Annotated in this window: 14 protein-coding genes; 10 read left to right on the top strand and 4 right to left on the bottom strand. The window is 54.6% G+C overall.

The genetic code is table 11. The annotated features are described in order from the left end of the window. Positions 1–815 precede the first annotated feature (815 nt). Both A3850_RS14150 and A3850_RS14155 read left to right on the top strand, forming a co-directional pair. Complete coding sequence (locus A3850_RS14150) at positions 816–2,783, top strand: DUF3857 domain-containing protein (RefSeq protein ID WP_068217745.1); 1,968 nt, start codon at positions 816–818, stop codon at positions 2,781–2,783. Continuing rightward, positions 2,780–4,687, top strand: a complete 1,908-nt coding sequence (locus tag A3850_RS14155) for a DUF3857 domain-containing protein (RefSeq protein ID WP_082921827.1) — start codon at positions 2,780–2,782, stop codon at positions 4,685–4,687. The genes A3850_RS14150 and A3850_RS14155 overlap by 4 nt, the downstream gene beginning before the upstream one ends. Positions 4,688–4,967: 280 nt before the next feature. On the opposite strand, the gene A3850_RS14160 is transcribed toward A3850_RS14155, so the two are convergent. The 3 genes from A3850_RS14160 to A3850_RS14170 are packed head-to-tail and all read right to left on the bottom strand — an operon-like array spanning position 4,968 to position 8,970. After that, complete coding sequence (locus tag A3850_RS14160) at positions 4,968–7,448, bottom strand: YfhO family protein (RefSeq protein ID WP_068217752.1); 2,481 nt, start codon at positions 7,446–7,448, stop codon at positions 4,968–4,970. 9 nt (positions 7,449–7,457) lie between these two features. Then, positions 7,458–8,531 (bottom strand): NAD(P)H-dependent glycerol-3-phosphate dehydrogenase, encoded by a 1,074-nt coding sequence (locus A3850_RS14165; protein ID WP_068217755.1) that lies wholly within the window; start codon positions 8,529–8,531, stop codon positions 7,458–7,460. 46 nt (positions 8,532–8,577) lie between these two features. After that, positions 8,578–8,970: an RNA-binding S4 domain-containing protein gene (locus A3850_RS14170; protein WP_068217758.1), complete on the bottom strand. Its 393-nt coding sequence runs from the start codon at positions 8,968–8,970 to the stop codon at positions 8,578–8,580. Between the two features lie 183 nt (positions 8,971–9,153). Here A3850_RS14170 and A3850_RS14175 point away from each other — a divergent pair, with 183 nt between their 5' ends. The 8 genes from A3850_RS14175 (at position 9,154) to pncA (ending at position 19,520) form a co-directional block, all read left to right on the top strand. Continuing rightward, positions 9,154–9,915: a hypothetical protein gene (locus tag A3850_RS14175; RefSeq protein WP_068217761.1), complete on the top strand. Its 762-nt coding sequence runs from the start codon at positions 9,154–9,156 to the stop codon at positions 9,913–9,915. Positions 9,916–10,059: 144 nt separating this feature from the next. After that, positions 10,060–10,587, top strand: coding sequence for a TRAP transporter small permease subunit (locus A3850_RS14180; protein WP_068217764.1), 528 nt, complete (start codon positions 10,060–10,062; stop codon positions 10,585–10,587). Between the two features lie 34 nt (positions 10,588–10,621). Next, on the top strand, positions 10,622–11,911 hold the full coding sequence (locus A3850_RS14185; RefSeq protein ID WP_068217767.1) for a TRAP transporter large permease subunit: 1,290 nt from the start codon (positions 10,622–10,624) through the stop codon (positions 11,909–11,911). 208 nt (positions 11,912–12,119) lie between these two features. After that, entirely contained in the window at positions 12,120–14,498 is a 2,379-nt protein-coding gene (locus A3850_RS14190) for an SPOR domain-containing protein (RefSeq protein WP_068217770.1), read from the top strand. Positions 14,499–14,756: 258 nt separating this feature from the next. Further along, a complete protein-coding gene (locus A3850_RS14195) occupies positions 14,757–15,725 on the top strand; it encodes a threonine/serine dehydratase (RefSeq protein ID WP_068217772.1) in 969 nt (322 codons plus the stop codon). 44 nt (positions 15,726–15,769) lie between these two features. Further along, a complete protein-coding gene (locus tag A3850_RS20045) occupies positions 15,770–18,181 on the top strand; it encodes an SDR family NAD(P)-dependent oxidoreductase (protein WP_082921829.1) in 2,412 nt (803 codons plus the stop codon). Positions 18,182–18,191: 10 nt separating this feature from the next. After that, on the top strand, positions 18,192–18,815 hold the full coding sequence (tmk, locus tag A3850_RS14205) for a dTMP kinase (protein ID WP_068217775.1): 624 nt from the start codon (positions 18,192–18,194) through the stop codon (positions 18,813–18,815). 75 nt (positions 18,816–18,890) lie between these two features. Next, entirely contained in the window at positions 18,891–19,520 is a 630-nt protein-coding gene (gene pncA / locus A3850_RS14210) for a bifunctional nicotinamidase/pyrazinamidase (protein WP_068217778.1), read from the top strand. On the opposite strand, the gene A3850_RS14215 is transcribed toward pncA, so the two are convergent. Next, a complete protein-coding gene (locus A3850_RS14215; RefSeq protein ID WP_068217781.1) occupies positions 19,507–20,340 on the bottom strand; it encodes an alpha/beta hydrolase in 834 nt (277 codons plus the stop codon). The genes pncA and A3850_RS14215 overlap by 14 nt on opposite strands. Positions 20,341–20,375 lie beyond the last annotated feature (35 nt).

Raw genomic sequence — 20,375 nt, forward strand, 5'->3', positions numbered from 1 at the left:
GGCCACCGGCCTCGCTTGGTAGAATGGGCCACCTGACGGTGTGCCATCGCTACGTAGGCCGGCCCTTCGGGACGGGTTGATTGTGGGCGTAAGCGCCGCAGGCCTCCCCAACCTCTCCTGCTCATGCGAAATAGCTAAACATGATTTGTAGAATGGGCCACCTGACGGTGTGCCATCGCTACGTAGACCGGCCCTACGGGACGGATTGATTGTGGACGTAAGCGCCGCAGACCTCCCCAACCTCTCCTGCTCATGCGAAATAGCTAAACATGATTTGTAGAATGGGCCAACTGACGATGTGCCATCGCTACGTAGGCCGGCCCTACGGGACGGATTGATTGTGGACGTAAGCGCCGCAGGCCTCCCCAACATCTCCTGCTCATGGGAAAATACCTTAGAACAAAACAGGTGAAATTTACCAAACTCTTATTCTCCAAACCTCTACCTCTCATGCGAGCACGAAGTACTGCGAAGCAAAATAAGCGCCGCAGGCCTCCCCAACCTCCCCTGCTCATGCGAAATAGCTAAACATGATTTGTAGAATGGGCCACCTGACGGTGTGCCATCGCTACGTAGGCCGGCCCTTCGGGACGGGTTAATAGTAGACGTAAGCGCCGCAGGCCTCCCCAAGCTCTCCCGCTCTCCGAAATACATAGTGTGATATGCGAGATAGAATCCATATATTGTTGCCAGGCGCCATAATTGGTGCACCTTAATTTTTCACGGTCCGACCCTAGTTTACGTTGCGTTAAGCGAATTGTCAGCAATCACTAAAGAGCGAAGATTTACTGCGGGGAGGGCCTAACCCCATTTAAATGAAACACCTCAACCTGTTCCTACTTCTCCTCCTGATCACAACCGGACTGTGCGCCCAGGACCGCGAACCACTCGATATTAAATACGGGAAACTCAGCGCGGGAGAATTCTCCTACATGCCCACCGGCCGTGATTCTTCCACCGAGGCTTACGTTCTGTTTGACCGGATGAGCCTCGAAATCAATTTTGATGCTTCCAATACGCCCCGCCGGACACAGCGGGTTCACCGTCGGGTGAAACTCATTCGGGAATCCAGCTTTGACCGCGCGACGGTAGAACTGTACTACCGCCCCAAAACTGAAAGCATGACCGATATCAATGCTTGCATTTTTATTCCCGGGGAGAAAGTGGTCAAGCTGAAGGGGCGGGACTTCGTACGGTCCAAGTATAGCGATGACGTGAACCTGATTAAGTTTACTTTCCCCGGCGTGAAGGAGGGGGCGATCATTGAGTATCAGTATAATTATTCTACCGAAAACATTGTCGTTCCCAGTCGTTTCCAGTTTCAGGAGGATATTCCGGTGCGGTACGTAGAGTACAGCTCCCGCATTCTGGACATGTTCGAGTACGTCAACATTGGGACGAGTACTAATTACGACGTCAAGCAACACCGTAACACTACGCAGCAATTAGGGAGTAGGACGCACCAGATCAACATCAACACTTTTGGGTACTACGACCTGCCTTCCTACGAATACCAGCCGTACGTCAATAACTTTTTGGATTACCTCCCGTACGTCCAATACCAGCTACGGAACTTCTACCCACCGGACGGTACCGTCCGCAAGATCTTCACGGATTGGCCGCAGACCATCAAGGCGATGGACGGCTGGACGGAGTTCGGCAAAGCCTACAAGCAAGGTGGCCTTTCCAATGGCGTTTGGAAAGTGGCCGAACCCAAATTAGCCGGCCTCACCACCGAAACGGAAAAGGCACAGGCGCTCTACGATTTCGTGATCAACAACGTCGTCTGGAATGAGGTGCACGACTGGACGAGCGACCACTCTCCCGATCGCACTTTTGAGGCGAAGGAAGGCGACAGCGGGGAGATGGCCTTCATGCTCCTGGCCCTCCTGCGCCGTGCGGATATCGAAGCGCAACCAGCGTTGGTATCCCTTCGCGACCGGGGAGCACCGATCCAGGTCTTCCCCATCATGGCCCAATTCGAGCACGCCATGGTGTACGCCAAACTAGACGGCGAATGGACGTTCCTGGACCCTAATGACCGCCGCCGGCCAATGGGATTGCCCCGGTCCTCCGCCCTCAACGGCGCGGTGATGATTGCTGACCCGGACAATCCACGCTGGGTGGAGCCGACTACGCCCGCCGCAAAGAGCACCATCATGGTTACTGCAGATTTACAAGATGATGGTACCGCCACCACTGAGATCATCGCCAAAAGCGATAGCTACTTTGCTTACTCGGATCGAATCCGTGTTGCCAATATGGAAGAGGATATGGAATTTCCCATCGCAGAAAACATTGCAAAGCGTTTTCCTGAGGCCTCACTCGTGGATATGGAGGTGATGGACGGAGACGTCAAAAGTGGCGACATGAAATACTCGATGCACCTCGAAGTACCGATGGCGGACGTGGTCGATGACTACCTCTATTTGCAGCCAATTCTCGTTACTGCACTGGATAAAGAACTTGTGGACACGGAACGCCGGCTCTACCCAATGGATTTCAACTACCCCTGGGTGAAACGCTACATCACGACCATCAATTTGCCGGAAGGGTACGTCGTCGACGAAATTCCGGAGTCCTTCATCGTGAAGTCTGAGGATGGGTCGATGGTCTCGCTGTTCCGCGTCCTCGGGCAGGAAGATGGGAAGATCAACCTGGAGCACCGCGTCAGCATCAACCGGACGGTTTATTCGGCCGCGGAATATCCCGTGCTGAAGGAGTTGTTTGAGCTGGTCATCGAAGCGCAAGAATCCGTCATCGTACTAAAGAAGGCTAAATGATGCGTGCAGTTATCCTATTGTTACTTGCCCTTTGCTCCGCACCCGCGGCAGCGCAAGATTTTCAGTATTCCATTCTAACGCTCCCCGAGAAATTGAAAGAAAACGCAAACTCCGTGGTGCGTGATTTGACGTACGATTACGTGGTGTACTCCGATCGAGAATCGACCGTAACCGTGACGGAGACAATAACTATTCTCAACAGTAAGCACGCGTCGCTGTCGGACGTTTCGGCGAGGTACGACAAGGGTACGTCGCGGGTCACGAAATTGGAAGCAGAAATATTCGGTCCGTTGGGGGAGAAACTGGGGAAGCTCAAGAAATCAGCCATTAACGACTTTCGGGCCGTAGATGGCTTTGACGGTAACGGCCGGGTGATGTACGCTTCGATGGAGTACGCCAAGTATCCGTACACAATCGTCAAGACTTACGAAAAGAAAATGGAGGGAATCGGTATGGTAATGGGTGCCCCTTCCGTGGCGCCCTTGCAATATGATCAGTCACTCCAGCAGGCGACGATTCGAGTGACGGTGCCGGCATCCGTCGGTCTGAATGTACAGGGTAACAACATTCCGGAACCCACCATTTCTGGATCGGACCCCATGGTCTACGAGTGGAAATTGGCGGACATCCCCGCCGTAAGTCACGAAGTGCTGGCTCCGGTCTTTAGCCAGCAAATGCCCTTTCTGATCACTACTTTTAAAAAATTCAACGCGGATGGGTACGAAGGGAGTTTTTCAGACTGGAACCAACTGGGCCAATTCATGCAGCAACTCTACGTGGACCGCGACGTGCTTACCCCGGAACTCAAAGCATTGGTACACCAAGTAACCGACGACAAGGAGACCAATTTTGCGAAGATTGACGCATTGTACCGCTTAATGCAAGAGAGAACGCGCTACATCAGCGTCCAGCTCGGCATCGGTGGTTGGCAACCTTTCCCCGTGAGCTACGTGGAGGAAAATCGCTACGGCGATTGCAAAGCGCTGAGTAACTATATGGCCGCGATGCTCAACGAAATTGGAATTGAATCCTACCACGTACTCGTGGAAGCCGGCGATGAAGTCCGGATGCCTAAATCGGAGGAATTCGCAAACCCCTACTTCAACCACATGATCCTTTACGTCCCCGCCGAGGATATGTACCTGGAATGTACGAGCAGTAATAATCCGACGGGCTACCTGGGCAGCTTTACCGAAGGGCGAACGGTACTGCACGTCACCCCCGAAGGCGGCCGGCTAGCGGAAATCCCCCGAACCTCACCTGCTGAGAACGGACAACTACAAACCCTCGCGGTGACCGTCCTGGAAGATGGCGGCGCGGAATTGGATTTTCACAACCACTACTTCGGTACTACCCACGATCGGTACCGCAACCTGCAGGATGAATTGCCAGACCAGCGGGAGCAGATCAAAGCGCTCCACCGTACGGGAACGATCCCGGACGTCCACGGTAGTACCTACGAATTAAGCGTAGTACCGGACGCACCCGAAGCTAAGCTACACTACCACACCAAGTTGAATAAGTACGCCCGCTCCATGGGCAAACGGATGTTTATCCCCGTCAACAAGTATTCGGCTTACGGCGTCCCCGAAAGGCTGGAAAAGCGCCGCACGGAAGTTCGGAGCGAAGAATCCCGTTTCTACGTGGATACCGTAAGAATCACCCTCCCCAATAATATGGAGATCGAAAGCCTCGGCCCCGAACGGATTGATCTCGATCACGCTGCTGGCGAATACAGGTCCACCATCGCCGTCAAGGGTAACCAATTGGAGTGGGTGCGGACGCTCAAGCTAGTACCCTTCAACATCCCCGCCACCGAGTACGATAGTTACCGCGAATTCTTCCTAGATGCTGCGAAAGCGGACGGCCGCCAGGTAGTAGTGAAGGAACGACGAACGAAGTAGGTACCACCGCTACCGCCTAAGTGTCCCGGAGGGACACGCAAGTTAGCCCAGGGTCAAGCAGCCGCAGGCTGACGACCCTGGGTTTTCGTTATTGAGGCCCGGGGTGAACACGATTTTGATTTGTCGTTATTGACGCCTGGTAGAATACGATCTAATTCATCGTTATAGACGCCTGGTAAAACACGACCCTAGGTTTTCGTTATAGACCGCGGTTAGGCAAGTCTTTTATTCATCGTAATAGAATACCGATTGTGCAAGACCCCGGGTTAAAAGGTCGGTACTACAACTCCTCCACCGGCACCGCCGTATTCTCCACCCGCCGTTGCTTCAGGTAACGGTAAGCCAGCAAACCGGCCGCACCTAGTATAATTAACAGGCTACAGATGTAACTCAGCGTTACCCCAAGATTGTAGGAACCGGGGTTGAAAACCATTTCAATTTCGTGTTGTCCGGCCGGTACCCGAAGGCCACGTAGAATGTAATTGGTCCGGATTAACTCAGCTGGTTTACCGTCGATGGTGGCTTCCCAACCCAGGTCGGGGCCGTACCACATCTCGGAAAACACGACCAATTGTTCTGAGGGTGAATCGAAGGCGTAGGTCAGATTATCGGGGATGTACTTAGTGAGTTGAATACTGCCCTCGCCACTTGGGCTGATACCAGCTACCACGTCCGCAAAATCTTCGTGGACAATAGCGGTCTTCTTCAGATCCTCTACGGTGCCCAAGGCTTCGAATTCAGCGGTATTACTGCTCACCACTTCGACTTGATTCACCAACCAAGCATTACCGTAGGCCGCCGGATTTTTACGGGCTTGCGGCGTGTTATTTTCACCGGGGACGATAAAGTACTTGGTGTTGAGCATGTTCAACACATCCTGATCGCGCTTCAGCAGGTAGCCGTCGATTAGATCCTGGTAACGGCGCATTTTGACGGCGGAGTAGCCACCAATGCTTTTGTGGTAGAAACTGGTGGACGCGTCGTTGAAGGTGTTGACCGTCAAATTCAGTACCCGGAAGTTGGGATCTTTATCGGCGAGGATCAGATCATCTGCCGGAGTGGTAGGTGGCCTGGTCCCTAATTTTCTTTTCCGTACCCAAGCGTCCTCTCCAATGTATTCTTTATTGATGCCCGAGAAGTCGAACACTACCAGGGCAGCCAGGATGAGTCCCGCAATGGTGGGGTTGACTAATTGTTTAAACCAGGCAAACAATAGACCGAAGGTGAGGCCAACGTAGAGGAAACTCCGCCAGGCGCTGTCGGAGTAAGCTTCCTGGCGGGTATCCTCTAGTGCCTGGAGCAAGTTTGCGCCCACGTCAGCACCACCGAGCATTCGGCTTAGGGTAGGTGCATCATTGGCGCCCGAAAAGGTGATAAAGCTTGGCAGAACTACGGCTACCAGAAAACCTAAGGTTCCGGCAGTGATGCCAGCGTAGAGCAATTGCTTCCGCGCTCGCTCAGGAGATTTTGTCAGAGTTTTCGACCAACGGGTAATTCCCAAGATCCCCAGGGATGCCATCATGAATGTGGTGATGGAGAGGGCGGAATTAGGCGTCCGGAATTTATTGAGGAGGGGGACATTGTCAAACAGAAATCGGTTGAACCCTTCCAGGTTGGAGCCCATCGCCATGAGCATGATGAGGAGGGTGCCACCGCCCAACCAGGCAGCCTCGGGCCTTTTTGCCGTGAAGAGCCCGAATATGAAGATGGCCCACACCACCGCACCGAGGTAGATCGGCCCTTCCGTGAAGGGCAGGGAGCCATGGTACAGCGGCGCCATAAATTGGCTGCGAATATTGAAGCCAGCCCGTTTGATCGCTTTTCCAAAGGATGAGGTAGAGGAAACCGTCTCTCCACTTCCGCCACCTGCTGCCATTGGGGCGTAGGTGGCAATCGCGTCCTTGAAGCCATTACTCCACTGCATGGCGTAATCCCAATCAAGTCCAGAACCAGTGTTTGCGCCGCCAGATGAGCTGGCTACTGGCTTTTCCAGGACCTGCCCACCCCGCATAGTTGCTGCAGCATATTCCCGGGTTGGAAGCACGTTACTCGCACCCGCGCCCAGGGCAACAATAAGTCCTACTAGCAATGCAGCACTAGCTAAAGCGAATTCCTTTAGTTTTTTCTGCCTGATTGCTTGTACCAGTTTTGCAATACCGAAAATCGGTACCGTGATCCCGAAATAGTAAAGCATCTGCGGGTGATTCGAGAGGATAGCGAGCCCCATGCCTAGCGCAAAAAGTACCCCTCCCGCCAGGTATTTCTGTCGGAAAGCTACGATAAGCCCACTCGCTATTAGCGGCAGATACAGCAGCGTTCTTGTCTTCGTCCCGTGCCCAGCGCCCCAGAGGACCATATTGTTGGTGGCCAGCGCAATCGCGAACGCGCCCGCTATACTTAACCAGGGATTTACTCCTACGATGATCAGGAATAGATACGCACAGATCAAACCGCCAAAGAAGATGCCAGCTGCGCCACCCAGGTAACTCCTGATCGGCGCTTCTAATGATCGAAGTAAGTTCCCTTTAGAAATGGTCTTGACTTGGTAGGTAGGCATCCCCCCAAAACTCGTACCCGTCCAGTTCATGCGTCGGCCTTCCGTACGCTGGTAGGCGCCCATCTCGGCGGAGGAGCCCTTGTAAGCTTCGATATCTCCCTGCCGGAGGTCCTTACCATCAAACTGCGGGGCAAAGACGATGAACACCGCCGCGTAAAACATCACGACGGCGACGATATGTGGAATGAACTGCTTAAACTTCATAGAGCAATATTACAAGAAATCGACGTCAACGTCGTAAGGGTAGGTAATGAGGTAATCCATCGCTTCCTTGATGGGGAAGTCTTCAAAGACGATCCGGTACAGCATCTCCGTGATAGGGACCCGCAGGCGCAAATCTTTAGCCAGGTGGCGCGTAACCATCAGGGTACGGACGCCTTCGGCCAGTTCCTGGCTGGTCTCCATCACCTCGGCCAGTTTTTCACCGCTACCCAACCGGTAGCCAAAGGTGTAGTTGCGGCTTTTGCGAGAGGTGGCCGTGGCGATAAGGTCACCAATGCCGGCCGTCCCGAAGAAGGCGCGGTTTTCACTGCCGAGGGCGCGGCCGAAGTAGATCATTTCGTGGAGACCACGCGTGATGAGCATGGCCTGGATATTCTTGCCGAGGCCAAATCCCTTAAGAATGCCGGAACCAAGTGCAATCACGTTCTTAAGGACGCCGGCCAACTCTGCTCCTAAAAGATCGTGAGTTTCGAAGACGTGCAGTTGCTGCGAGGCCAGCACGGCCTGAGCTCGGGTGATCACTTCATCAAATTTACTGGCCACAACGGAGGCGGAGGGTTGGCCGTCCAGTAACTCCCGCGCCAGGTTAGGCCCGGTGAGGGCACCCACTCGGACGACGACACTTTCCTCTTTAATGACGTCAGTCATCGTATGGACCTGCCGCCGGCGCAGTCCCTTTTTCGGAATGTCATTCAGTTCCACTTCCGTGATGTCAAAACCTTTGGTTCCATGAATCAGCACGTGGGCGGGCTCTAGGTACTTGGTGATGCTGCGCATCATCGTCCTGAAGTTGTTGGAAGGCACGATGGGGAAGATCAACTGGCATTCCCCGGCCACCCGTGCCAGATCGTTCACCACCCGTACGCGGGGGTGCAGTTCAACGCCGAAGCGGAAGCGATCTTTTTGTAGTTGCTCTACCACCTGCCGGTTGCGGCTGTACACCAATACGTCAGTATTCAGTGCCATCAAGTTAGCCATAGCCGTACCGAAGGAACCGGCACCGATGATACCAACCGGTTCCGGTTTGGGGGAAGGGCTAGCTGGAGAGGCTGGGGTGGGGGGCAAGGTGCTTTATTGAAGGGGTGATGGCCGCAGCGCAGCCGGGGCGAACTTACGAACTGAACTCATCATCCTTAAAGGTATCGATCTCCCGGCGCTCCCGTTTGGTGGGCCGCCCTTTGCCTTTCTCGCGAAATTCGGAACCACTCTTCCCGACGAACCAATCCTTGAATTTAGTCAATTCTTCCTCGGGGGTGTGGTCGATGTAGGCAGTAACGGCGATCGGTGCGCCAACGCGCTTGTCCAGGATCTTTACCACTTCGTATTCCATGTTGAAGCCGTTTCGGACGACGCTCACCCGGTCACCCACAGTAACGGAAAAGCTTGGTTTCACGACCGTCCCGTTAACACGGACTTTGTTACTTCGGACGATGTCACCCGAAAGGGTACGGCTCTTGAAAATGCGCACGGCCCAGAGCCATTTGTCAATTCTTACTTTATCCATATTCGCCCAATGGGTGGGGTTTGCGAAAAGTTCTGCAGTGGCCAGGACTTCCTGCTGCTTAAGGAGTCGCAAGTTAGCACGGCGGGTACCACGATTCCCTTTATTTACGTTAATCAACGTCAAATAGGGTGGCCGGCGGCTTGCTGCTATCCTTGTCGCCGATGCCCGGCTTACCTTTGCTCCATGCGTTTCTATATATCAATTTTCGCGCTCTGCCTGCTCGCATCCTGTAACGAGGAAGTTGCGGACCCGGTCGATCTGGCTTCCGACCAGGATTACTTTCCCGTCGAGCTGAATCGCCCCGTTATTTATGCTCAGGACAGCATCGTGTTAGTAGGGCTATCGCGTGGCGTGCGTTACGATACGGCGCGGTCGCAGGTGCGGGAGCAATTGGTTGAATCGTTCACTACGGGTGATGGGCAAACCGTCTACCGAGGGGAACGCTGGCAACGTACGGACGGATCTGCAGAATGGCAGTTTGTCCAGACGTACACCCTCCAAAAGGCGGAAACCGCCGCCTTTCGGACCGAAGACAACCTGACCTTCACCAAGCTGATCTTCCCCATCACGCCCAACCGATCGTGGGATGGCAACGTGGCTTTCGACGTTACCCAGGACATCCCCGTCGGCGGCGAATTCCTTGACGTTTACAACGGTTGGAATTATCGTTACGCTCCAACTATGCTGGATACAACGCTAAATGGGAATGCACTTACCGAAACCCAACTCGTCATTCAGGCAGAGGTGAACAACGCCATTGAGTACCGGCAGGCCTTCGAACGGTATGCTCCGGGCATTGGACTGGTAGAACGATTCCTGGATGCCCGCCACACCCAGTGCCGGAATTGCTGCAATGCCGACCTGCAAGCCTGTAGCCTTTTGCCCTGGGACGAGAAGGCGGAAAAGGGGTACATCATCCATCAGACCCTACTCAGTTTTGAATGATTAAGCATAGCAGTGGCGGTCTACAACTAGGTCAGCAGCGATATTATCTGCATTAACAAAGGATGCTTTTACTCCTCATTTCTTACCTTTAGCTAAAGCGTTCTACTTCCCCCAAACACCTGAACTACCTAACACACCTTACCCATGCGCACCGTAAGAGCCATTGAATCCCTCGTTGCCTTCGTTGGTAAGGCGGCCGGGTACCTCAATCTCATGCTGATTGCCGTTATCGTAATTGACGTAGGCCTACGCACCATCTTTTCCCTGACGGGGGCCTGGGTGATAGAATTGGAGTGGCACCTATTCGCCGTCATCTTCATGCTCGGCATTCCCTACGCCATGCAGCACGACCGCCACGTGCGGGTCGATCTTTTTTACGAGAAGTTCACCCATAAGGATCGCCGCGTGGTAAATCTCGTGGGCACCCTCATTTTCTTACTTCCCTGGGCCGCCGTCCTTCTACTGACCGGCTGGCACTACGCGGCAGAGGCATGGGCTTCCGCTGAGGGTAGCCCGAACCCGAATGGTATACCTTACTTCTTTCCCATCAAGGCGATGATTCCCTTTGCCGCCGGTCTGCTATTGCTGCAAGCGATGGCCACCGGAGGCAAGGTGTACCTCGAGCCCGAGCCAGGTGCCAACCCCGAACACGAGCCTTCGCAACTCGACTGACGAACATCAGACCGGGCGACCGTACCTTGCTGCTATGCTTCCCGTCTTGGCCTTGATCCTGTTTGCCAGCATCTTTTTGCTGGTGCTGTACGGTTACCCCGTTGCCTTTACCCTTGGTGGCCTCAGCCTGATCTACGCACTTTGCTTTCTCGACGTATCCGTCCTGACCCTATTGCCTAACCGGGTAATGGGCGTGATGGAAAACAGTGTCCTCCTGGCCGTTCCCCTTTTCATCTTCATGGGCATCATGCTGGAGCGCTCCGGCCTCGCCGAAAGGATGCTCCGGACGATGGCCGATCTCTTTGGCCGCGTGCGCGGGGGGATGGCCGTGTCGGTGATTATCGTCGGGGCCTTGCTGGCGGCTTCTACCGGCATTGTGGGGGCGACGGTGGTGACGATGGGGCTCATCAGCCTCCCACCCATGTTGAAGAAAGGGTACGAACCAAGTATTGCCACTGGAGTGATCGCTGCTTCAGGAACGCTGGGGCAGATCATTCCACCTTCGGTAGTCCTGGTGCTACTGGGTAGTGTACTCGGCGTCTCGGTGGGGAAGTTGTTCGCTGCGGCCCTCGTGCCCAGCGCCCTGTTGGTAGGCGCTTACATTCTTTATGTGTTACTACTGGGCATCTTCAAACCAACGGCCCTTCCGCCGGGGGAACGCCAGGTGGAACCCTGGGACGCTACCTTCTTTAAGCGATTGTTCGGTTCTCTAGTGCTGCCATTGATATTAATTGTAGCCGTTCTGGGAAGTATCCTGGCCGGATGGGCTTCCCCCACCGAAGCGGCCGCCATCGGTGCGGCTGGTGCCATGCTGCTTACCCTCAGCCAGCGTAAACTAACCTGGGATACCACTAAGCTGGTGTGTCGTGAGACCACTCACCTGACTTCGATGGTGTTTATGATCTTGCTGGGTGCCACTACGTTCAGCCTGGTCTTCCGGGAGTTGGGAGGGGACTCCTTTCTGGTGCACCTCATCGAACGGAGCGACTTGACGGAATATCAGTTCCTGGCACTGGTGATGGTCGTTGTGTTCATCGCCGGTTTCTTTATTGACTTCATCGAAATCGTCTTCATCATCGTCCCGGTCGTGACGCCGCTTTTCGTAGGGTATGGTACCGATCTGATTTGGTTAGGTGTGCTTCTGGGCATCAACCTACAGACGAGTTTCCTGTCGCCACCGTTCGGATTCGCCCTGTTCTACCTGAAGGGGGTGGCGCCGCCGGAAGTCAAGACTGTACATCTGTATCGGGGGATACTGCCGTTCCTGTTGATCCAGGTAGTGTTGATTGCCCTTGTTGTCCTTTTTCCGGAGTGGATTCTATAAGCAGTTTTCGGGGAACATTTTGAACTTAACTCATTCCCCGTACTACCAGACTTAGCCAAAAACCTTTGGCTTTCCAACAAATTCCTATCTTTCGCCTACCAAATTCACGTTTAGCCTTTCAACTGACCTTCCAGCCGTTCCAACTCGGCTCCATTATATAGTATCCCCGCTCTCCGGAGCACCTTTTTAGCTTAAACTGATTCCAAAAATGAAAAACCTATTCTCCAGCTTGCTGCTGCTAGCCCTGCTAGTGATGGCACTACCGGTAAGCGCGCAGTTCCGCCGCGACCGCAACACGGCCAACAAAGAGTACGAGCTCAAGGCGTACAACCTGGCCATCGAAAACTACAAGAAGGCCCTGACTCGCCGCCCGGATGACCTCGAGTCCCTCAGCCGGATCGCCGATTCTTACCGGATGCTCAACCAAATGCAGGCTGCGCATACCAATTACCAGAAAGCGGTACTGCAGAAGAAAGTAAGCGCGGAGACCATCCTGGAACACGCGCACGTCCTCAAGGCGCTGGGCCGTTACGACGAGGCCAAACAGTTTTACCTGCTGTACGCCCGGGACCACGACGTGGTCAAAGGAAATCACTTCGCCCAGAGCTGCGACTTCGCCAAGGCCCAAACGGGAGTCAGTGCCGGCTTCACCGCCACCTCGGTAATGAGCAATTCACCGTCCAGTGACTTTGGACCGAGCCTGCCTTCATCCCAACAATTGGTCTTCAACTCCGCACGGACTTTGAGTGGCCAATCCTTTACGGGTCAAGCTAGTAATGCACCCTACGTTGCTGCCATCGGCCCGGCCGGCAACATCGGCCAGGCCCTTACGCTGGAGACTGGCTACCGTCCGAGCGCCGGGAACGTTGGCCCGGTCAGCTATACTCCGGACGGCCGTCAGGTAATCTTCACCCAGAACAACTTCACTGCGGGGACGCGGATGATTCCCGAAGCCGGCATCACGATGGCGCTCTACATCGCCGACGTGAACGAACGCGGTGAATGGCTCAACGTACAGCCGCTGCCCTTTAACGGCACCACCTACAACTCCGGATACGGTACGTTCTCTGCTGACGGTAATACGATCTACTTTAGCAGCGACCGGCCCGAAGGCTACGGTGGCTACGACATCTACCGTTCCGAACGCTCAGGTGGCACCTGGTCCAGCGTTCCCGAGAACTTGGGCACCACCGTTAACTCCGTTGGCCACGAGATCACCCCCTTTTACGATGGAAAATCGTTGTACTTCTCCAGTAACCATCATCAGGGATTAGGCGCTTACGATGTGTTTCGCGCGGAGATGTCCGGCAAGCAGCCCATTACCCTTTACCACATGGGGGAGGGGATCAACTCTACCCGCGACGATATTGGCTTCATCACGGATCCCATCACTTCCGTAGGGTACGTTTCTTCTAACCGCATCGGCGGAATGGGGATGGAGGATATTTACAAGATCACCACTGGCGAAGCTCCCGCAAACCCAGTTACCGGTACTGGAAGCACTACTTTTCCGACTACCACCGTCCCCGGACAGGTTGATCCTAATACTACGACCACCGTTCCGGGTAGGGTAACGACCACTCCGGGTACCACGACTACTCCGGGTACTACGACGGCTCCCACTAGCGGACGCGACACAACTACGCCCGTTCCTGGTGGCCCAACGCCTCCCGGAACCTACCGTGGTTTGGTAACCAACGCTCAAACTGGCTATCCTATTCCCATGGCTAACATCCGGGTCACGCAACGCCCCACGGGTGCTTCCCTCACGATGTTTACCAACGTCGACGGCGAGTATATCATTGAGCTCAAGCCTGGCATTCCTTACGATATCAGCATCGATGCGGAAAACTTCCTCGGAGTTAAATTCCCCGTTACGAACACCACTGGTGACCGCAACATCCTCGGCAACACCACGCTGCTACCTTCCGCCAGCGGACCGGCCACTACCACCACAACGCCGCCCCGGACGACTACCACGGCTCCTACGACCACGACTACGACTTCTACGACGACTTACCCAACCACGACTACGTCAACCTCCAACATCACTGGTTACAGTGTACAGATTGCGAGCTTACGGTCCACTCCGGATCTTGGTAAATTTTCCAACGTGAGTTCAGTGGGCAACGTCTATTCCGTAGATACGGGCTCCAGCTACAAAGTTAGAATGGGTGTATTCGCTACGCGTGCTGAGGCAGATGCCGCCGCCGCCCGCGCAAAAGCCGCTGGCTACAACGGAGCCTTCGTGGTAGCTGATACTGGCGTTTCCTCCGGTACTACGCGCAGCACTTCCACTGCTTCTACCTACACGCCCTCGACAACCACAACTACCGCGCCAGTCTCTACTGGTCGTTACAAAGTACAGTTGGGCGCGTATGGCCAACCGCAAAACTTTGATCGTTCCAAAGCTTCCCAGCTTGGTGCGCTCGAAACGCGCAACCGCGGCAACATAACCCTGTTCCTGATCGGCGGTCTGAATAGCATCGGTGAAGCCAACACCATGAAGGCCCGCGCCCGCTCCATGGGTTACGATGGTGCTTTCGTTCTCGAAGAGGTAAACGGACAGCTTGTAAAACTGCAGTAGAACTCAAGTACAGATCCAAAGCAACCAACCGGTTGTGTTGAAAGCCAGCTCATCGCCATCGCGCCGTGAGCTGGCTTTTTCGTTACTTACAAGCAGCGAAAGCTGCACTTCCCGGTAAATGGGATTCAGTGGTATTAGAACTACTTACAATTTTTAAGCTCCTACTGCACAGGTCCGTCCAAGCACAAGCTGCTCCCTCAGAAATTGTAATTTCCATCGTCCAAAATCTAAAGTCCAACATCTAACGTCTCTAAAAAAATGATTGAACTCCGCCCCCTAACCCAACCACCCAACCAGGCAGACCTACTACTCACCCACGAAGCCATCCAACCGTTCATTCACCGCACCCCGATTATGCGTTGCGAAAGCCTGGACGAGATGGCTGGTTGTCACCTACACTTTAAGTGCGAAAACTTTCAGAAAATTGGCGCCTTTAAGATGCGGGGAGCAGCAAGTGCAGCATTGCGGTTTGGCCCGGAGGAAATCAAGGCGGGGTTGGCCACTCATAGTTCGGGGAACCACGCCCAGGCCGTCGCTCGGGCAGCCCGTACGCTCGGTGTGCCAGCCTATATCGTAATGCCACACGATGCGCCAAAGGTCAAGATCGCAGCGGTCCAGGGCTATGGAGCGCAGATCTCTTTTTGCAACAACACCCCGGAGGAACGTCAGGCTGCATTGAACGACGTAGTTGCGGCAACGGGGGCCGCCTTTATTCACCCATTCAATGACTTCGGCGTAGTCGCCGGGCAGGCAACCGCGGGCATCGAGTTGATCCGTGATACCAAAACCACGCTGGATTACATCCTGGCACCCGTCGGTGGTGGCGGATTACTCGCCGGTACCGCCCTTGCCGCCCGATACTTTAGCTTGCAAGCCACCGTCTGGGGCGCCGAGCCGGAAAACGTCGATGACGCACACCGTTCCCTTCAGACGGGGCGGATCGAAGCAAACGTAGATAACCGGACCGTAGCGGATGGGCTTCGCACTAACCTCGGCGAGCGCACCTTCCAGATCATCCAAAAACGAGTGCCGAAGATCTTACTGGTCTCCGAGCAAGAGATCATCGAAGCAACCCGACTCATCTGGGAGAGAATGAAGATCATTATTGAACCCAGCTGTGCCGTCCCTTTCGCCGCAGTCCTCCGCTACCGGGAGGCTTTTGCAAATAAACATGTAGGAATCATTCTAACGGGCGGAAACGTGGACGTTACGGCGCTTCCTTTTTAAGCCAAACCTATCAATTTCCTGCGGGGCCGCGCTACCTTGCGCGCATGTTGAGTATCTCCCTCGCTTATTCCATCGAAGACCAACCCGCGGCCCAGCAAATTGCGGATGACCTGGAAGGTTTCGTCACCATAAATCACTTCGGCGTCGAGACCACCACCGGCGGCGCGCTGATGGCTGGTATGTTGGACGCCGAGTCCGGGCCACTCATCGTACTCCTCAGCGATCATTTTCTGCGCAACGCTAACTGTTTGTTCGGCGCGTCATCCTTTCTAATCGGTCGGCGGGACACCCTCCTGGTTTCTTTGAAAACCCGGACGTACGATGAAGACTTGCAGGAAATTGTCGTCGTACAAACCGATCTGTCGGATGATGAGCAACGGGCTGTCTACGAGAATTACTGGAATGATTCCTTCCGGGATCTAACCGACAAGACCAAAGACCTCAACCTTAATCAAAACAATCCTTTCCGCCGCTACCTCGACCGGGTCCGTACCATCCAGCAGGAGTTGCCCGAAATACTGAACCACCTCGCTGATTCTCCGCACACCACTCAGTCTGATCTGGAATCCGGGGCCTACGCAGACCTGTTTTCTCTCATCAAAGCTCCCGAGGTCCATCACTCTTTTGCGGCGCACCAGGCGGAGCAATTTGCTGGTGTTCCCGGCATCCAACTGCTATCCAATCAGGGCGCTGACGCAGGTGCAGAGGAAGTGAGTGGGGAAGGTCCGCCAAAAGTTGAAACGGCTCCTCTGGCTAAAAATAAATCCCCTAAGAAAAAGGCAAGTATCCCCAAGCAAGAGCTGCCGTTGGAGGAAGAAAGTGATGCACCCGTTTACGATGTCGATCCGGACACCCAAGCAAAACTTTGGATCAGCCGCGCGTGGAACCTATACGAAGATGGCGATGCGGAGGCCGGACTCGCCCTGCTGGCCGGCGGGCGCGAACAACTCCCCGATTACCCCGACGTGGCCTACAACTACGCCTTAATGCTGGCCATGGACTCGGAGTCACCCGAGATCGCCCTCCTCGAGCTTAATAAAATGCTGGAGGACTTCCACGACCACAAGGGCGCGCTATTCCTCAGCGGAGAATTAAGCCTGCTGTTGGAAGACTACGAGAGCGCTTACCTGGATTGGCTGCAACTTAGGGACGTTGATCCCCTGTACCCCGACCTCAATTACCGGCTCGGCTGCCTCGTTAGTGAGCAGTTTCCCAACCGGAGTACGGAGGCCATCACTTACTTCCGCCGGGCAGTCCGGGATGAGCCCCAAAATGGTGACGCCCGCTACCGCTACGGGATGATGTTGTACACTCACCAGGGATCCACGAAAAAAGCCATCAAATGGCTGAAGCGTGCCATCGACATTACGCCGGGGCACGCAGCGGCTCATTACGCCCTGGCCGTGCTCATGCACCGGCGGGGTAAACTAACGGCTGCCAGGAATTTCTACCGCACGGCCGTTCACCTGGATTCGACTTACGATACGGCGGTGAACCAGCAGGCCTTCGCTCAGAAACTGCGCTTTAAGTCAGATACGTCCAACCGGGGCAAGAAGGCCATCGAACGGATGCAGGCTCGAATTGAAGAGTTGGAGGCGGCCCTTTTGCGGGAGGGTGGGGTAGCCCCTTCCCATCTCACGGCACCCGCGTCAGCGCCCAAAACGAAAGGACTGGAAGGTAAAACCGCCCTTATTAGTGGTGCCACTTCGGGTATTGGACGGGCAACTTCAGTCAGACTCGCCGCAGCGGGTTGCCGACTGATCCTGCTCGCCAGAAGAACCGCCCGGCTGGAAGAACTGGCAGCAGAACTTGACGCCAACTACGGCACCGAATGCCACCTCATCACGGCGGATGTGCGGGACCGTGAAAAACTCTCAAGAAAGCTTAGCGCTCTCCCGGAAGACTGGAAAAAAATCGATCTGCTGCTAAATAACGCCGGAAAGGCTAAGGGATTTGACCCCATCCACGAAGGCGATTATGACCACTGGGATGAGATGATTGACGTCAACCTAAAGGGTCTCCTGACACTTACTCGGGAGGTGAGCCCACTAATGGTCTCGCGCGGAGCAGGTACAATTATCAATGTCTGTAGCACGGCTGGTAAGGAAGTATACCCAAATGGTAACGTGTATTGTGCCACCAAACACGCCGTGGATGCCCTCACGTACGCAATGCGCCTCGATTTGGTGAAATACGGGATCCGCGTCGGCCAGATCTGCCCCGCACACGTCGAAGAAACTGAATTTGCGGTGGTGCGCTTCGACGGCGATCGCCAACGCGCCAAGATCTACGAGGACTTCCAACCACTGCGCTCGCGGGACGTTGCCGATGCCGTATACTTCATGTTCGCTCAACCGGCGCACGTGAATATCATGGACGTAGTTCTGCAGGGTACCCAGCAAGCCAGCTCGACGGTGGTGGACCGCAGTGGTAGAGAAAAATTTAAGCCAGCATAACCCCTGCAATATGAGCCGACCCTTATTTATCGTCGTGGAAGGACTCGACGGCAGTGGTAAAACCACCCAGATTGAATTGTTGCGAGACCAGCTGCAGGGTCTGGGCCAAGCCTGCTACCTGACGGGAGAGCCGACTGATTTACCCACGGGAAAATTCCTTCGCTCCATCTTAAGTGGCGCCATTGAAGCCGACATGAAAACGGTAGCCGCTCTCTTTGCTGCCGATCGCATTGAACACCTATTTCACCCCACCGAAGGCATTCTGGCTAAATTGGAAGCTGGCTACCACGTGATCGCCAGCCGCTATTATTTCTCTAGCCTGGCGTACCAAAGTGAATACGCGAATCCAAACTGGATTGCTTCCATCAACGCCCTGGCGAAGCAAACTTTGCCGGCGGATCTTACCCTCTTCCTGGACCTCGACCCGGAAGTGAGTCTGCAAAGAATTGACGCTAGAGGGGGAGACAAAGAGATCTACGAGACCCGCGAGAAATTGCAACACGTACGCGAAAGCTTCCATTTGGCCTTCGAACATTTTGGAGTGGGAGAGAATATTCGTACAGTCGATGCTAGCGGCTCAGTACCCGAAGTAGCGGATGCTATTTGGTCGGCGGTTACGGCCGTGCTTGACTAACGGCCGCGCTAATGGACTGCGGCGACAACAAAATGCCGCCATTGGCCGTTACTTAGTTTGATAAATAAACTAACTATGTTTTCTGAAGAGACCGCTCTAATTCTTGTCGACCTGCAGGTGGACTTCATGCCCACCGGCATGCTTCCCGTACTGGAAGCCGACCAGGTAATCCCGCTGGCCAACGCTGCTATGCAGAAATACCGTACGGTGGTGGCTACGCAGGATTGGCACCCGGCAAACCATGGCAGTTTTGCGGCGAACCATCCGTGGCGTAAACCCGGTCAGGTAATTGATCTGCACGGATTGCCACAAGTGTTGTGGCCCATACACTGCGTACAGGATACCTGGGGATCTGAATTCGTTGCGGAGCTAAACGTTGACGGGATTACCAAGGTGTTTCGAAAGGGTACCGACCCGGAAATCGATAGCTACAGCGGTTTCTACGACAATGGTCACCGCAAAGCCACGGGAATGGGGGAGTGGCTGCGCGAACAAGGAATTACGGAAGTTCACGTCCTCGGAGTAGCGACTGACTACTGCGTAAAATTCACCGCGCTGGATGCCGTCGGAGAGGGATTCAATACCGTCTTACTTGAGGACGCCTGCCGTGGGGTAAATATGAACGCTGGTGACGTTGAAGCAGCCATCGAGGAAATGACAGAAGCGGGGGTGAGCATTAGCTCAACAGTTGCTATAACTGCCTAGTGATCCAGTCATGTACGAATTTCGCTACCTCGGGCCACGTGGGCTCGTTGTGCAACTCGTGGTAGTAGCCGGGCCAGGATTTAAAGGTCTCCACAAGACCATTTCGACGGCTAAAGGCCTCGCTGGCTGCGTGGGAGGTAATTCCATCCGCCGTACCGTGCATCATCAGGGTAGGAACCGGTAGGGTGCCGGTCCAGGCATTCAGTTCTTCCGCCCTCTCTAATAAATCCAACCCCAATTGCGCACTGACCTGCCGGTGAACGAGTGGGTCCTGCTGATAGGCTACGGCCACTTGCGGGTCTCGGCTGAGTTTGCTTAGATCCAAGGGAGTAGGTTGCGTAAAATCCGGCTTGATCTTGCGCATGAGCCGGCCCAGACCAACCTGGAATGGGTTAGGTTTTTCCGGCAACTGGATGTGCGGAGCGGAAACGATGGCACCCGACACTTCAGGCTTCCGCTGAATTAAGTATTGTAAGAGCAACTGCCCACCCATACTGTGACCGTAGAGAAATACAGGGAGTCCGGGATAGGCTTCCCGGCACTGGTCAAGTATCACCTCAATCTCATCTAAAAGTTGGTCGTACTGCTTGGCGTGCCCACGTTTCCCTTCGCTTTTGCCGTGGCCCACGCGATCGTATCCCAACACGGCAAACCCCGCCTCGTTAAAAGAGGCCACGTAATGGTCGTAGCGCCCGGCGTGTTCGCCGATGCCGTGGATCACGCCGATGACTGCGCGTGGGGTCGGTATACTCCAGTGTGTGCCCACAATACGCTGGCCATCCTGATTTACCCAGCTAAATTCTTTTCGTTCCTGCTCCATTACCGGTGGTCTTTGGCGAAAAATAGTCAAATTCG

The sequence above is a fragment of the Lewinella sp. 4G2 genome (genome assembly GCF_001625015.1).
In the GTDB taxonomy this organism is placed as follows: domain Bacteria; phylum Bacteroidota; class Bacteroidia; order Chitinophagales; family Saprospiraceae; genus Neolewinella.